This is a genomic window from Microvirga subterranea, assembly GCF_003350535.1.
In the GTDB taxonomy this organism is placed as follows: domain Bacteria; phylum Pseudomonadota; class Alphaproteobacteria; order Rhizobiales; family Beijerinckiaceae; genus Microvirga; species Microvirga subterranea.
Window position 1 is genome coordinate 465,853 of the sequence record NZ_QQBB01000001.1, and the last position, 14,381, is coordinate 480,233.

Sequence of the window (14,381 nt, forward strand, 5' to 3'; positions counted from 1 at the left end):
AGGAGGACATCATGGCCGCAAACGTGAAGGACCTGCTGGCGCAGGCGAACGCCGCCGTTCCGAAACTGTCTCCGGCTCAAGCCGCGGAGAAGATGCGCTCGGGCGACGTGCTCGTGGTCGACGTCCGCGACCCAACTGAGGTCCAGCAGAGCGGGAAGCTGAAAGGGGCCGTCAACGTCTCCCGGGGCATGCTGGAGTTCCGCGCCGACCCGGACAGCCAGTACCACAACCCCGCCTTCCGGAAGGACAGGACGATCCTCGTCCATTGCGCCTCCGGCGGCCGCTCGGCCCTCGCCGGCAAGACCCTTCAGGACATGGGCTACACGGCCGTGTTCAACATCGGCGGGTTCAAGGACCTGGCCGAAGCGGGGATCGACGTGGAGCCGGCGTGAAGCCACCCGGCTCAGGGGCGAGCCTCGCGGGACGGCATTAGCGCTTAGGGCTGATGTGAAGATCACCAATGCCTGCAACCATTGCCATCAGGCCGCCGGCATCGGCTTCGTCACCGTGCAAGTCCCGACCCGATCGCCCTTCAGCAATCAGAACTTCCGGCCGGGACGATGAGCGCGCGGCGAGTCAGAACGCCGGCCATCGATCGCAAAAGCAGCAGTCTCAGCCGCGCAGCCCGCATGGCTGCGGGCGCCGGACAAGCAATGACATTTTCGGGAAAATTGCTCAGCGAGCCGACTTCGAGAAAGATGGTGCCCAGGAGAGGACTCGAACCTCCACGGTGTTACCCGCTGCTACCTGAAAGCAGTGCGTCTACCAATTCCGCCACCTGGGCATGCCTCGTCGGCGAGGCTTCGTTTAGAGGCCTTCGGGCGCCGCGTCAATCGCCGAAAACGCCGTTTGGGCGCTTTCTCTGTCGCACGCCCCTTCACAGCCCTCCGCCATCTAAAAACAGGAGCATCGGATTGGACCCAAAAGTGGATTCCACTTTTGGGTCCGATGCTCTAGAGACGTTCCAAAATCCATTTCCCGGGCAGTCCAAGTCCCGACGGACAGGAGCTTTTCAATGATCGGCGCGATCCGCACGCCCTCCCAGCAACTCGTCACCGTCTTCGGCGGCTCCGGCTTCCTCGGCCGCTACGTGGTGAGCGCGCTCGCCAAGCGCGGCTACCGGGTCCTGGTGGCGACGCGCCAGCCGAATCGGGCGAACTTCCTGCCCCAGGGCATGGTCGGCCAGATCAACGCCATCCAGGCCAATCTCCGCGACCGGGACTCGGTCGCCCATGCGGTCGCCAAGGCCGACCATGTGATCAACCTGGTGGGCATCCTGCAGGAGCGGGGCCGCCAGCGCTTCGACACGCTCCAGGCCCAGGGGCCGCGCCTGATCGCCGAGACGGCGAAGCCCGGCGCCACCATCATCCACGTCTCGGCCATCGGGGCGGATGCGGGCTCCGAATCGCTCTATGCCCGCTCCAAGGCCGCCGGCGAGGAGAACCTGCTGAACCTTCGGCCCGACGCGATCGTCATGCGCCCGTCCCTGATGTTCGGACCGGGCGACGGCCTCTTCAACCGCTTCGCGTCGCTGGCCCGCATGCTGCCGGTCCTGCCGCTCGCCGGCGCCGACACGCGCTTCCAGCCGGTCTATGCGGGCGACGTCGCGGCCGCCATCGTGGCGGCGGTCGACGGCAAGGTCCCGGGCGGACGCATCTACGAGCTCGGCGGGCCCGAGACCAAGACCCTGCGCGAGATCGTCGAATACGTGTGCGAGGTGACCGAGCGCAAGCGGGTGATCCTGCCCCTGCCGAACGCGGCCGGGCGCGTCCAGGGGACCATCCTCGGCGCCCTCGACGCCATCACCCTCGGGCTCGTGCCGAACGAACTCGTCATGACCAAGGACCAGGCGATCCTGCTCGAGAGCGACAACGTGGTGTCGGATGCGGCGGTCGCCGAGCGCCGGACGCTGGCGGGCCTCGGCATCACGCCGACCACCATCGAGGCGATCGCTCCGGCCTACCTGATCCGCTACCGCAAGACCGGTCAGTTCGACCTCAAGCGCAACGCCACGAAGACCAGGCCGGACCTGCTCGCCCCCGAATCAGGAGGACCGGCGTCCGACTTCGAGCCGCACCGGGCCTCCGGCCCGGCCGTCGGCCAGTCGTCGAGCCACTAGGCGCTTGTGCAGGTGAACCATCATCGCCGCGCCGAAGATCGGCGTGACGAGGTTGAGCACCGGCACCAGAACGAGACCCGCGAGCACCGCGCCGGCGGCGAAGACCGTGCCGCGGTGCTCCATGCGCAGCTGCGTCACGGCCTCCTGCGTCCAGAACCGTCCGGCCGCGAGCTCGAAATATTCGCGGCCGAGGAGATACGCGTTGGCCACGAAGAACACCCCGATGTTGATGCCCGGGATGAAGAACAGCAGCAGCGCCGCGAGGTTCACCAGGAGCGACAGGGCCGCGAAGCGCAGGCCGTAGAACACCGCCTGGCCGAAGGGCAGCGCCTCGCCCGGCGGATCGGCCGGATAGTCCTTGCGCTCCACCACGTCGGCGACGTCGTCGAGGAAGTAGCCCGCCACGATGGCGGTGACCGCCGGCAGCAGATAGATCAGCGCCACGAAGAGCCCAAAACCGGCCAGGAAGAACGCGAAGCCGTCCAGGATCGGGTAATCCGTGCTGAGCGGATGGTTGGTCAGGAAGTAGTCGAAGAGGCGCGTCAGGCCGAGCCAGACGAGCGCCAGCAGCGCCGCCGTGAGCGCCAGCGACTTCCACAGAATGCTCCTGAGCGCCGGCGAAAAGACCTCCCGGGCCGCGGCGATCACCGACTGAATCAGCATTCGTGCACTCCCGTCGTTAGGCTGCGGGCGATGAAGGCAAGGCTGGTCATGAACTCTCCCGGGATGACGCCGGGACTTTACTTATGAACTGACCCTCCGCAAGGCGAGGGGTGGAGGATGTTGTGCAGACGGACGATCCCTCGCGTACCCCGAACAATCCCGACGTGGTGGTGATCGGCGCGGGCTCCGCCGGCATCGCGGCTGCGCGGCGGCTCCTGGCGGCGGGCCTGTCCGTCGCGGTGCTGGAGGCCCGGCCCCGCATCGGCGGGCGCGCCGTGACGAAGCGCCTCAAGGGCCATCCGGTCGATCTCGGGGCCCACTGGCTCCATGCCGGTCCGATCAATCCCCTGGTGCGGCTCGGGCGCGAGCGGGGCGAGCCCCTGCGCCGCGCGCCCGTCGACGGGCACCTGTTCGTCCGCGGCCGCAAGGGGAGCCGGGCGGACCGCGCCGCCCTCGACCGGGCCTTCGCGATGGCCGACCGGGCCATGACGCAGGAGGCGAAGCGCCGGGAGGACCAGCCCGCCGCGAAGGTGCTGCCGCCCATGGGGCCGAGCGGGCGGCGGGTGATCGAGGTGCACGGGCTCGTGTCGGGCCGGCCCCTCGACGAGGTGAGCCTGCACGATTTCCCCAGCATGGAATATTCCGACAACCTCTTCATCACGGGCGGGCTCGGGGCCTATCTGGCGCGGCTGGCCGGGAACCTGCCGGTCCGGCTCGGCACGGCCGTACGCGCCATCGACTGGTCCGGCGACGGCGTGCGGGTCGAGACCGATGCCGGCACGCTGCAGGCGAAGGCCGCGATCGTCACAGCCCCCATGGCGGTGCTGCAGCAGGACGCGATCCGCTTCGCGCCGGCCCTGCCGCCGGGCATCAGTGAGGCGATCCACGGCTTCACGCAAGGGGTCTACGAGCACGTGGTGCTGCACTGGCCGGGCTCGCCCTTCCGCGGCGCCGACCGGCTCGCGAGCCTGATCGGCGGTCACCGGGAGCCGCCGGGGCTCCTCACCCGCATCGACGGCACGCCGTTCCACTTCTTCGAGCTCGACCAGCCGGCGGCGGCCCGGCTCGACAGTCGCGACCGCGACGCTCCAGCCCGCTTCGCCCGCGCGGTCCTCGCCGAGCATTTCGGCCACCGGGCCATCCGGGACCTGAGCGTGAGCCTCGCCACCGGATGGCGGCACGATCCCTGGTCGCGCGCCTCCTGGGCCGTGGTGCCGCCGGGCTTCTATGCCGTCCGCGACACCCTGAAGGCCCCGGTGGGCGACCGGATCTGGTTCGCCGGCGAGGCCCTGTCCCGCGCCCAATGGGGCACGGCCGGCGGCGCCTGGGAGGAAGGGGAACGGGCGGCCGGGGAGGTCGTCACGACCCTCACGGCGCCGCGCTAGGCGGGCGGTCGATCGCCTCCGGCGCGACCGCGACCTGGCTGCGCCAGACCGTCAGCAGGGCCGCCATGATCACCGGGCCGAGGAAGAGGCCGATGAGGCCGAAGGTCTCGAGGCCGCCCAGGATCCCCACCAGGGTCCACAGGAACGGGAGCCGCACGCTGCCGCCGATCAGGGCCGGCTGGACGACGTTGTCGCCGACCAGCATCACGGCGGCGCCCCAGCCGAGCACGGCGGCGGCCGACAGGATCGTTCCGCCGCTCAGCACATGCACGAGGGCGGCCGCCCCGAAGGCGAACCAGGCTCCCAGGGGCAGCATGGCGAAGGCGGTGGTCAGGATCGCGAACAGCACCGCGTGGGGCACGCCGGCGATCACGAACCCGGCCCCGATCAGCAGCCCCTCCCCGATCGCCACGAGGATCGTGCCGTTCACGGTTCCGCGCACCGCCGCGGCCATCTTCTCGGCGAGCTTCTCGCCCGGCCGGCCGAGCCAGCGGTCGGTGACCTCCAGCACGTGGATGCCGATCCGCTCCCCGTGCCGCAGCAGCATGAACAGGGCCATGAAGGTGATGAAGGCGTGGAGCAGGCGCGTCGCGAGCGCGCTGCCGAGGGTCTTGGACCAGGCCGTCACCGTCCCGGTGTCGAGGGAGCCGAAGAGTTCGCCGGCGGCCTGCGGCACGCTCAGATGGGTGCGCCACCAGACGTCGAGCACGTGGCCGAGAAACGGCAGGCGCTGCGCCCAGCCGGGAACCGGAATGCCGTGCTGCTGCGCGTTCTCCATCCAGGCGACGATGGATTGCGCCTCGCGCCCGAACTCCACCAGCACCAGGGCGATCGGGACCAGGAGCACGACCGCCAGGAGGCCGGTGACGAGGAGCGGCGTCAGGATGGGGGCGTCGCGGCGGTGGTGCTCGATGCGCCGGTAGAGTGGCCAGACGCTCAGGGCGATGATGACGGCCCAGCCGAGCGACGCGAGATAGGACTGCGACATCCACAGCGCGAGCGCCGCCAGAAGCCCGGCCCCGATGAACCGGGTCCTGCGACGGGTGCGGGCATCGGGCGCATCGGGGCTCGCACCCGGCAGCGGCCGGGATGACGCGGATGCCGGTGCCTTCGGGGCGTCCATGCGGGAACCGTCCTGTGACCAACCGTCGGGACAACGCGGCCGGGCCGGGAAGGCTGCATGAGGCCGGCTTACAGCATGCTCGGGAGCACCCGGTCCGGCGGTTTGTGGCCGTCGATGAAGGCCTTGATGTTGACGATCACCTTCTCGCCCATGGCGACGCGGCCTTCGTGGGTGGCCGAGCCCATATGGGGCAGCAGCACCACCTTGCCCTGCTTGGCGAGGCGCACCAGGCGCGGATTGACGGCGGGCTCCTCCTCGAACACGTCGAGGCCCGCGCCCGCGATGGCTCCCGTCTCGATGAGCTTGGTGAGCGCGCCCTCGTCGATGATCTCGCCGCGGGCGGTGTTCACCAGGATCGCGTCGGGCCGCATGAGCTTGAGGCGGCGCGCCGAGAGCAGATGGTAGGTGGCGGGCGTGTGCGGGCAGTTCACCGACACGATGTCCATGCGGGCCAGCATCTGGTCGAGGGAATCCCAGTAGGTGGCCTCCAGCTCGGCCTCGATCTTCGGCGGCACGTGGCGGCGGTTGTGGTAATGGATCGAGAGCCCGAACGCCTTGGCGCGGCGCGCGAGCGCCTGGCCGATGCGGCCCATGCCGACGATGCCGAGGCGCTTGCCCGTGATGCGGCGTCCCAGCATCCAGGTGGGCGACCAGCCGGACCAGTTGCCCGACGGGATGACCTGGGCGCCCTCCGGGATGCGGCGCGCCACCGCGAGAATGAGCGCCATGGTCATGTCGGCCGTGTCCTCGGTGAGCACGCCCGGCGTGTTGGTGACCGTGATGCCCTTCGCGACCGCCGCCGGCACGTCGATGTTGTCGACGCCGTTGCCGAAATTGGCGATGAGCTTGAGATTGGGACCTATCTGCTCCAGCAGGGCGGCGTCGATCTCGTCCGTGATGGTCGGGACCAGCACGTCGGCGGTCTTCACCGCCTCGGCGAGCTCCTCCGCCGAGAGCGGCTTGTCCTCGAGGTTGAGGCGCGTATCGAACAGCTCGCGCAGGCGCGTCTCGATCGCGTCGGGCAGGCGGCGGGTGACGACGACGACAGGTCTCTTTTTCATCGGCTCGCGAGGTCCCAGCACTCGAAAAATCGCCGGAATCGCAAGAGTTTTCACGCTCTCTTAACCGTGTTCCGGCGACACAATGGCGACAGGCCGCCGCGTGGCGAAGCCCGTCAAGCTTCTCTACCAGAGGCGCGTCCATAGACAAAGCCAACCGACAGGGAATCCATGCGCAAGATCCTCCTCAGCCTTGCCCTGCTGGCCTTCGGCGCCGCGCAAGCCTCGGCGCAGCAGCAGCCTCCGGGCGGACGGCTCGGAACCGGCCTCCCGGTGCCGCGCTACGTCAGCCTGAAGACGGACCGGGTGAACCTGCGCGAGGGCCCGTCCAAGGATCACCGGACCGCCTGGGTGTTCCAGCGCGCCGGGCTTCCCGTCGAGATCATCGCCGAATACGAGACCTGGCGCCGGATCCGCGACTCGGAAGGTACGGACGGCTGGGTGCTGCACTCGCTCCTGTCGGGCCGCCGCACCGCCCTGGTGATGCCCTGGGCGAAGGGCAACCAGCCGCCGATCCCCCTCCTCGACCGGGCCGACGACAAGGGCCAGACGGTGGCGCAGCTGGAGCCCGGCGTGATCGCCAACATCAAGGGCTGCGACGGCAAGTGGTGCAGCATCAGCATCGTGCGCGACCGCAGCGTCGACGTGAACGGCTACGTCCGGCAGGAGAAGCTCTGGGGCGTCTATCCGAACGAGACGGTGGAATAGGACCCGAACCGCCCGCCCCCGGTCGGCCGGTTTCCGGTTTGGAAAGAATTCAGGGTTATGCAACTCGATAACGTCATCAATGCCCTGAGGTCTTCCTTGTCGATCAACCTCCCCTTCAAGCTCCTCCCGATCCTCGCCCTCGTGCTCGGCATCGGGGCGCTCGTGGCCCCGCGCTTCCTCAACGTCTTCGTGGCGATCTTCCTGATCGCCTACGCGCTGGTGGGCTTCGGCATCCTGCGCTGATTCCAGCCCGGCCTTCAGGCCGAGGGAGGCTCCGCCTTCCCCTCGGCCCGGCGGGAAAAATGCGGCCCCAGAATGTTGAGGGCGAGTCCGAGCACGATGATCGCGCCGCCGACGGCCTCGATGGGCACCAGGGCCTCGTGGAGGAAGACCGAGCCGCCCGCGATCCCGGCCAGGGGGACGAGCAGCGCGAAGGGCGTCACGGTCGCGGCCGGATGGCGCGAAAGCAGGTAGGCCCAGGCCGCGAAGGCGAAGACCGTGGTCGGATAGGCCAGATAGGCGACCGAGGCCAGAGTCGAAGAATCGAGGTGGGTCAGCGCGTCGGCGACCCGGGACGGGCCATCGATCCAGAGGGACAGGCCCAGCAGCGGAATGGGCGGGATGAGGCTCGACCAGACCACGAAGCCGAGCATGTCGACTCGCCCGGCCTTCTTCGACACGATGTTGGCGACGCCCCAGGCGGCGGCGGCCGCGACCGTCATCATGAAGGGCAGCGCCTCGCTGCCCTCGAGGCGGGGAACCGCGATGAGGACGAGCCCCAGGCACGCCACGGCGCCGCCCACGATCTGGCACGGGCCGGGCCGCTCGCCCATCAGGACGGCGGCGAAGAGAATCGTGAAGAAGACCTGCGCCTGCATGACGAGCGACGCGAGGCTCGCGGGCATCCCGAACGCGATAGCCGTGAAGAGCAGCCCGAACTGGGCGATGCCGAGGAAGAAGCCGTAAGCAGCGAGATGCCGCCAGTTCGTCTTCGGGCGGGCGATGAAGAACACGGCCGGGAGCGCCGCGAAGGTGAAGCGCAGAGCGGCGAGCAGCAGGGGCGGCGTGGAGCCGACGCCGATCTTGATGACGACGAAGCTGAGGCCCCAGATGACCGTGACGAGGAGAGCGAGGAGGCAATGGCCGAGCGGCATGGGGTGACCTTACAACCGCCCGGCGAAAAAAGCCTTAACGTTTCGATCGTCAGGCTGCTTTCCGACGCAGCCGGACGATGACTTCGACCCCCGCGACCTCCATGCCCGGAGGCGGGGCCGGCAGGTCGCCGACGCTCACGCCGGCGGACGGCATGTCGACGAGCTCGCCCTCGTCCTCGAGGAAGAAGTGGTGGTGCTCGGTCGGGTTGGTGTCGAAATAGGCCTTCGATCCGTCCACCGCGAGCTGGCGCAGGAGGCCGGCTTCCGTGAACTGGTGAAGGGTGTTGTAGACGGTGGCGAGCGAAACCGGCACCCGGGCCCGGCTCGCCTCGTCATAGAGCATCTCGGCCGTGATGTGCCGGTCACCCTTGCCGAACAGGAGCCAGCCCAGCGAGACCCGCTGCCGGGTCGGCCGCAGGCCGACGCGGCGCAGCTTGTCCCGCAGCTCGGACAGGGGGCAACCCCGGCGTTGGACGGGAGCGGTCGCGGCTTGGATGTAGTCGGACAGGGGATCGGTCATCGTCGGAACTGATTGTCGGAAAAAGCGCTTCTATCATTGCAATGATAGGAAAGCGAGGCCCTTGCCGCAAGGTTGGGACGGCCTCTCTCGCCTACGGCATTCTACTTAGGTGTTCTCATGAATCGCGGCTCGGGACGCAGGTCCCTTTGATGGACGGCCAAGCCTGTGCTACCAGAGCCCCGTTTTCGTGGCCTCGGGCATTCGGGGCCGTCTTGAGAGTGTGATGAAAGGATCGGCATCCGGCATGGCGCGCCAGTCGAGCTTTACCTACGAAGAGCTTCTCGCCTGCGGGCGCGGAGAATTGTTCGGTCCCGGAAACGCGCAGCTGCCGCTTCCGCCCATGCTGATGTTCGACCGCATCACCTCCATCGGCGAGGATGGCGGCGAATACGGCAAGGGCCATGTGCGCGCCGAGCTCGACGTGAGGCCGGATCTCTGGTTCTTCCCCTGCCACTTCGCGGGCGACCCGGTCATGCCCGGCTGCCTGGGCGTCGACGCCCTCTGGCAGATGGTGGGCTTCTTCCTCGGCTGGTCGGGCTCCCCGGGCCGCGGCCGGGCGCTCGGGGTCGGCGAGGTGAAGTTCTCCGACCAGGTGCTCCCGACCGTCAGACGAGTGGTCTACGGGGTCGAGCTCAAGCGCGTGTTCCGCTCCAAGCTGGTGCTCGGCATCGCCGACGGCTGGCTCGAGGCCGACGGCAAGCGCATCTACGAGGCCAAGGACCTGCGGGTCGGCCTGTTCCAGCAGGGCGAGGCCGCCGGCGGCTAGTCGCGCCATGCGGCGAGCCCTGCCCCGCCGGCCTATTGCGTTGTCGGCGCATGGCTTTTACGGAAGGCCCGCACGGCCGTCCGGATCGCGCGGGCGATTCCGCGAGGGCTCACGGTTGAGATTGGGCAAGGTCGGCCTTACGTCTCCGGGACGATTGCTGACATGAAGTTCCTATGAAGAGGTCAAGGCTATGAGGCGCGTCGTCGTCACCGGTATGGGCATCGTCTCGTCCATCGGCAACACCACGCAGGAGGTTCTGGCCTCTTTGCGGGAGGCGAAATCCGGCATCAGCCGGGCCGAGGACTACGCGAAGTACAACTTCCGCTGCCAGGTCCACGGCGCCCCGAACCTGAACGCCGAGGAAATCGTCGACCGGCGCGCCATGCGCTTCCACGGCCGGGGCACGGCCTGGAACCACGTGGCCATGGACCAGGCGATCCGCGACGCGGGCCTCGAGGAGAGCGACATCTCCAACGAGCGCACCGGCATCATCATGGGCTCCGGCGGCCCCTCGACCCGCGTGATCGTCGAGGCCGCGGACATCACCCGCGACAAGGGCCCGAAGCGCATCGGTCCCTTCGCGGTCCCGAAGGCCATGTCGTCGACCGCCTCGGCGACCCTCGCCACCTGGTTCAAGATCAAGGGCGTGAACTATTCGATCTCGTCCGCCTGCGCGACCTCGAATCACTGCGTCGGCAACGCCTACGAGATGATCCAGTACGGCAAGCAGGACGTGATGTTCGCCGGCGGCTGCGAGGACCTGGACTGGACCATGTCGTCCCTGTTCGACGCCATGGGGGCCATGTCGACCAAGTACAACGACCGGCCGGCTACCGCCTCCCGGGCCTATGACGTCAACCGCGACGGCTTCGTGATCGCCGGCGGCGCGGGCGTCCTGGTGCTGGAGGAGCTGGAGCACGCCAAGGCCCGCGGCGCCCGCATCTACGGCGAGATCGTCGGCTACGGCCTGACCTCCGACGGCTACGACATGGTGGCCCCGTCCGGAGAGGGCGCGATCCGGTGCATGCGCATGGCCCTCTCGACCGTGAAGACCCCGGTCGACTACATCAACCCGCACGCCACCTCGACCCCCGTAGGCGACCAGAAGGAGATCGAGGCGATCCGCGAGGTCTTCGGCTCGGGCGAGAAGTGCCCGCCGATCTCGGCCACCAAGTCGCTCACCGGCCACTCGCTCGGCGCGACAGGCGTGCAGGAGGCGATCTATTCGCTGCTGATGATGAACAACGGCTTCATCTGCGAGAGCGCCCACATCGAGGAGATCGACCCGGCCTTCGCCGACATGAACATCGTGCGCAAGCGCATCGACGACGCGAAGATCGACACGGTGCTGTCGAACTCCTTCGGCTTCGGCGGCACGAATGCCACACTCGTCTTCAGCCGTTATAACGCTTAAAGAGCGTCACATCACTGAGACGTCCCTGTGCGAACCCCCGACGGATCTTTCGGGGGACCTCGCATGGACGCGCTCGCCAATATCGACGCAACGGTTCGACGTGCACGCTTTGATAACAATCCGCGGCAGACAATCGAGCCGTCGACAAGGGGGACCCAAGTGACCGGTCTGATGCAAGGAAAGCGCGGCCTCATCATGGGCGTCGCGAACGATCACTCCATCGCCTGGGGCATCGCCAAGACCTTGGCGGAGCATGGCGCGGAACTCGCCTTCACCTACCAGGGCGAGGCGCTCGGCAAGCGCGTCGCGCCGCTCGCCCGGTCCCTCGGCTCCGACATCGTGATTCCCTGCGACGTGGAGGACATCGCGTCCGTCGACGCGGTGTTCGAGACCCTCGACCGGCGCTGGGACGGGCTCGACTTCGTGGTCCACGCCATCGGGTTCTCAGACAAGTCGCAGCTCAAGGGCCCCTATGTGGACGTCACGACCCGCGAGAACTTCTCGCGGACCATGGTGATCTCCTGCTTCTCGTTCACGGAGATCGCCCAGCGCGCCGCCAAGCGGATGCGCAACGGCGGCTCGCTCCTCACCCTCACCTACGGCGGCTCGACCCGGGTCATGCCGAACTACAACGTGATGGGCGTGGCGAAGGCGGCGCTCGAGGCCTCCATGCGCTACATCGCGTCCGATCTCGGCCCCCAGGGCATCCGCTGCAACGCGATCTCGGCGGGTCCCGTGCGCACGCTGGCCGGCGCCGGCATCTCGGATGCGCGCCTCATGTTCACCTACCAGAAGGCTCACGCCCCCTTGCGCCGCACGGTGACCATCGAGGACATCGGCGGCTCGGCCCTCTATCTCCTGTCGGACCTGTCGAGCGGCGTCACGGGCGAGATCCACTACGTGGATTCCGGCTACAACATCATCTCGATGCCGCGCCCCGAGGTCCTGAAGGCCCAGGACGCCGCCGGCGTCACGGGTGAAGAGGACTAGGGGCCAGCACCTCTCGTAAGGAGGGCCGTCAGGTCCGTCTCGAAGAGCCTGCCCCGGCCTTGATTCGGGGACGAGGGCGTCTCCAGAGAGCACTGGATCATCCTTCGAGACGCGGCTACGCCGCTCCTCAGGATGAGGCTTCGAGGCGCAGACTTCGTCTGCTCCTCAGGATGAGGTCGAGGGACGGCGATCTGCACCGCACCCGACGGGCCTCCCGCCTGCATCATTTGCCAATCCTTAACGTGCCGTAGCGTAAGCGTGAGATGAACGCCTGCGCTCGGCCACAAAAGTCCGACAACGATGCCAGCCGGGCCTTCGATGGGGGAGACCACGATGGCGCCGTTGATGACGCGCCGCGCGCTCATGCTGGGCAGCGCGGGCATGACCCTGGCCCTGGCGGCGGGATTGGGCCGGCCGGCCATGGCCCGCGATACCATCTCGCTCGACGACTTCCTCAAGGTCTCGGCCCGCCTCACTGACCAGGACGCGGCCGATCTCGATTCTGACGCCGCCGCCAGGATCCTGCAGGGCCTCACGTCGATCGGGCGCGGACCCGGCCTCGTCCTGCTGGCGCAGGACCCGGCGGTCACCGCCGGCACGGTCGCGGACGACATCGTGGCGGCCTGGTACTCGGGCGTCTGCGACACGGACCGGGGCGAGGTATTGGCGACCTTCACGGGCGCCCTGGTCTGGAACGCCCTCGACTACACCAAGCCCTTCGGCTCCTGCGGCGGCGAGACCGGCTACTGGGCCGAGGCGCCGCAGAGCTGAACCGGGGGGATCCATGACCGACATCCAAGCCGACGTCATCGTGGTCGGGTCCGGCGTCGCCGGCGCGACGCTCGCCGCCAAGGCGGCCGCCGCGGGCCTCAAGGTGGCCATCATCGAGGCGGGCGCGAAGGTCGACCGGGCCGAGGCGACGCAGCGCTATTGGGACGCCCTGATCAAGGTGCCCGAAAGCCCCTATCCGCCGACGCCGCAGGCCGAGCACCCGATCTCCAACGACCTCGATTACTGGTACCGGCAGGCGGGGCCGGACAGGTTCAAGAGCACCTACGTGAAGGTGGTGGGCGGCACCACTTGGCACTGGCTCGGCACCTGCCTGCGCCACGTGCCGGCGGATTTCCGCCTGAAGAGCCTCTACGGCCGCGGTGTCGACTGGCCGATCGCCTACGACGACCTGGAGCCGTTCTACGCCGCGGCCGAGACCGAGATCGGCGTCTCGGGCAATTCGTACGAGCCCCTCGGCTCGCCCCGCTCCGCCCCCTACCCGATGCCGGCGATCCCGCAGACCTACCTCGACAAGGCCTTCGCCCGGGCCCTCGAAGGAACCGCCTACCAGGTCCGCGCGACGCCGCAGGGCCGGAACTCGCAGGAGCGGGACGACCGCCCCTCCTGCTGCGGCAATGCGAGCTGCATCCCGGTCTGCCCGGTCGGGGCGAAATACGACGCGAGCGTCCATGTGGACCGCGCCGTGAAGAGCGGCGCGGTCCTGCACGATCGGACCACCGCCACCTTCGTCGAGACGGGCCCGGACGGGCGCATTGCGGCGATCCGGGTGAAGCGGCCGGACGGCAGCGAGGGCCGGGCGGTCGGAAAGGTCTTCGTCATCGCGGCACATGCGGTCGAGACCCCGCGCCTCCTGCTCAACTCCCGCTCCGAGGCGACGCCGCAGGGGGTTGCCAACGGCTCCGGCCAGGTCGGCCGCAACCTCATGGACCACCCAACCCAGCTGAGCTGGGCGCTCACGAAGGAGCCGGTCTGGCCCTATCGCGGGCCGCTCTCCACCTCCGGCATCGAGAACCTGCGCGACGGTCCGTTCCGGGCCGAGCGCCCCGCCTTCCGGGTCGAGATCGACAACGACGGCTGGTCCTGGCCCACCAACGCGCCGATCAGCACCGCCGCCGACCTCGCCCGCACGGGCCTGCGCGGCAAGGCCCTCGACGCGGCCCTCCGCGACCACACCTCCCGGCACGTGCGCGTGGCGTCCCTGGTCGAGCAGCTTCCCGATCCGGAGAACCGCGTCACGTTGGATGCGTCCGAGCGGGACATGTACGGCGTGCCCCTGCCGCGGCTCGCCTACCGCCTCGACGACTATGCGAAGGCCGGGCTCGCGGCCGCCCGCGCGGCCCACGAGGAGATTTTTGGGCGCCTCGGCACGCGCGAGATCCGCCACATGGACGACTTCGCGGGCGCGGGCCACATCATCGGCACCGCCCGCATGGGCGAGGATCCGAAGACCTCCGTGGTCGACCGGGAGCTGCGCAGTCACCAGCACCGCAACCTGTTCATCCTCGGCTCGTCGGTCTTCCCCACCTCCGCGACCGCCAACCCGACCCTGACCATCGCGGCGCTCAGCCTGCGGGCGGTGGAGGCCGTGAAGGCGGCGACGGCGTGACGGCCGCGGCCGCCTCTCCGTCGGGCGCTTGCTTTTCGAAGGACGGCGTTGACAGCAACAACCGGGAGTGTTTGTGATCTTAT

15 protein-coding genes and 1 tRNA gene are annotated in these 14,381 nt (G+C 68.7%); 10 read left to right on the forward strand and 6 right to left on the reverse strand.

The window, feature by feature from the left end:
- Positions 1–11 precede the first annotated feature (11 nt).
- Complete coding sequence (locus DES45_RS02090) at positions 12–392, forward strand: rhodanese-like domain-containing protein (protein WP_114768307.1); 381 nt, start codon at positions 12–14, stop codon at positions 390–392.
- A 307-nt stretch (positions 393–699) separates the two neighbouring features.
- Here the strand turns inward: DES45_RS02090 and DES45_RS02095 are convergent.
- A tRNA-Leu gene (locus tag DES45_RS02095) sits at positions 700–784 on the reverse strand.
- 231 nt (positions 785–1,015) lie between these two features.
- On the opposite strand from DES45_RS02095, the gene DES45_RS02100 reads away from it, so the two are divergent.
- Positions 1,016–2,119 carry a complex I NDUFA9 subunit family protein gene (locus DES45_RS02100; RefSeq protein ID WP_114768308.1) on the forward strand — a complete coding sequence of 368 codons (1,104 nt, stop codon included), beginning with the start codon at positions 1,016–1,018 and terminating at the stop codon, positions 2,117–2,119.
- Here the strand turns inward: DES45_RS02100 and DES45_RS02105 are convergent.
- Positions 2,045–2,782, reverse strand: a complete 738-nt coding sequence (locus tag DES45_RS02105) for a sulfate transporter family protein (RefSeq protein ID WP_114768309.1) — start codon at positions 2,780–2,782, stop codon at positions 2,045–2,047. The genes DES45_RS02100 and DES45_RS02105 overlap by 75 nt on opposite strands.
- Positions 2,783–2,904: 122 nt before the next feature.
- Here DES45_RS02105 and DES45_RS02110 point away from each other — a divergent pair, with 122 nt between their 5' ends.
- On the forward strand, positions 2,905–4,167 hold the full coding sequence (locus DES45_RS02110; RefSeq protein WP_245429695.1) for a flavin monoamine oxidase family protein: 1,263 nt from the start codon (positions 2,905–2,907) through the stop codon (positions 4,165–4,167).
- On the opposite strand, the gene DES45_RS02115 is transcribed toward DES45_RS02110, so the two are convergent.
- Both DES45_RS02115 and DES45_RS02120 read right to left on the reverse strand, forming a co-directional pair.
- Positions 4,151–5,290 carry an AI-2E family transporter gene (locus DES45_RS02115; protein WP_114768311.1) on the reverse strand — a complete coding sequence of 380 codons (1,140 nt, stop codon included), beginning with the start codon at positions 5,288–5,290 and terminating at the stop codon, positions 4,151–4,153. The two genes, DES45_RS02110 and DES45_RS02115, sit on opposite strands and share 17 nt — an antisense overlap.
- A 68-nt stretch (positions 5,291–5,358) precedes the next feature.
- Entirely contained in the window at positions 5,359–6,351 is a 993-nt protein-coding gene (locus DES45_RS02120) for a 2-hydroxyacid dehydrogenase (protein WP_114768806.1), read from the reverse strand.
- A gap of 168 nt (positions 6,352–6,519) precedes the next feature.
- Between DES45_RS02120 and DES45_RS02125 the strand changes: the two genes are divergently transcribed.
- On the forward strand, positions 6,520–7,056 hold the full coding sequence (locus DES45_RS02125; protein WP_114768312.1) for an SH3 domain-containing protein: 537 nt from the start codon (positions 6,520–6,522) through the stop codon (positions 7,054–7,056).
- Between the two features lie 96 nt (positions 7,057–7,152).
- A complete protein-coding gene (locus DES45_RS02130) occupies positions 7,153–7,299 on the forward strand; it encodes a DUF3096 domain-containing protein (RefSeq protein ID WP_245429697.1) in 147 nt (48 codons plus the stop codon).
- 14 nt (positions 7,300–7,313) lie between these two features.
- Here DES45_RS02130 and DES45_RS02135 read toward each other — a convergent pair whose 3' ends face one another.
- Together DES45_RS02135 and irr are read right to left on the reverse strand one after the other, a co-directional pair.
- On the reverse strand, positions 7,314–8,210 hold the full coding sequence (locus DES45_RS02135) for an EamA family transporter (protein WP_114768314.1): 897 nt from the start codon (positions 8,208–8,210) through the stop codon (positions 7,314–7,316).
- A 49-nt stretch (positions 8,211–8,259) separates the two neighbouring features.
- Positions 8,260–8,730, reverse strand: coding sequence for a Fur family transcriptional regulator Irr (irr, locus tag DES45_RS02140; protein WP_114768315.1), 471 nt, complete (start codon positions 8,728–8,730; stop codon positions 8,260–8,262).
- Between the two features lie 244 nt (positions 8,731–8,974).
- On the opposite strand from irr, the gene fabA reads away from it, so the two are divergent.
- The 5 genes from fabA (at position 8,975) to DES45_RS02170 (ending at position 14,298) form a co-directional block, all read left to right on the forward strand.
- Complete coding sequence (fabA, locus tag DES45_RS02145) at positions 8,975–9,496, forward strand: 3-hydroxyacyl-[acyl-carrier-protein] dehydratase FabA (RefSeq protein WP_114768807.1); 522 nt, start codon at positions 8,975–8,977, stop codon at positions 9,494–9,496.
- Positions 9,497–9,686: 190 nt separating this feature from the next.
- On the forward strand, positions 9,687–10,910 hold the full coding sequence (gene fabB / locus DES45_RS02150) for a beta-ketoacyl-ACP synthase I (RefSeq protein ID WP_114768316.1): 1,224 nt from the start codon (positions 9,687–9,689) through the stop codon (positions 10,908–10,910).
- Between the two features lie 159 nt (positions 10,911–11,069).
- Positions 11,070–11,900, forward strand: a complete 831-nt coding sequence (gene fabI, locus DES45_RS02155; RefSeq protein WP_114768317.1) for an enoyl-ACP reductase FabI — start codon at positions 11,070–11,072, stop codon at positions 11,898–11,900.
- Positions 11,901–12,233: 333 nt separating this feature from the next.
- Positions 12,234–12,671, forward strand: coding sequence for a sugar dehydrogenase complex small subunit (locus DES45_RS02165; protein WP_170151365.1), 438 nt, complete (start codon positions 12,234–12,236; stop codon positions 12,669–12,671).
- Between the two features lie 13 nt (positions 12,672–12,684).
- Positions 12,685–14,298, forward strand: coding sequence for a GMC family oxidoreductase (locus DES45_RS02170; protein WP_114768320.1), 1,614 nt, complete (start codon positions 12,685–12,687; stop codon positions 14,296–14,298).
- Positions 14,299–14,381 lie beyond the last annotated feature (83 nt).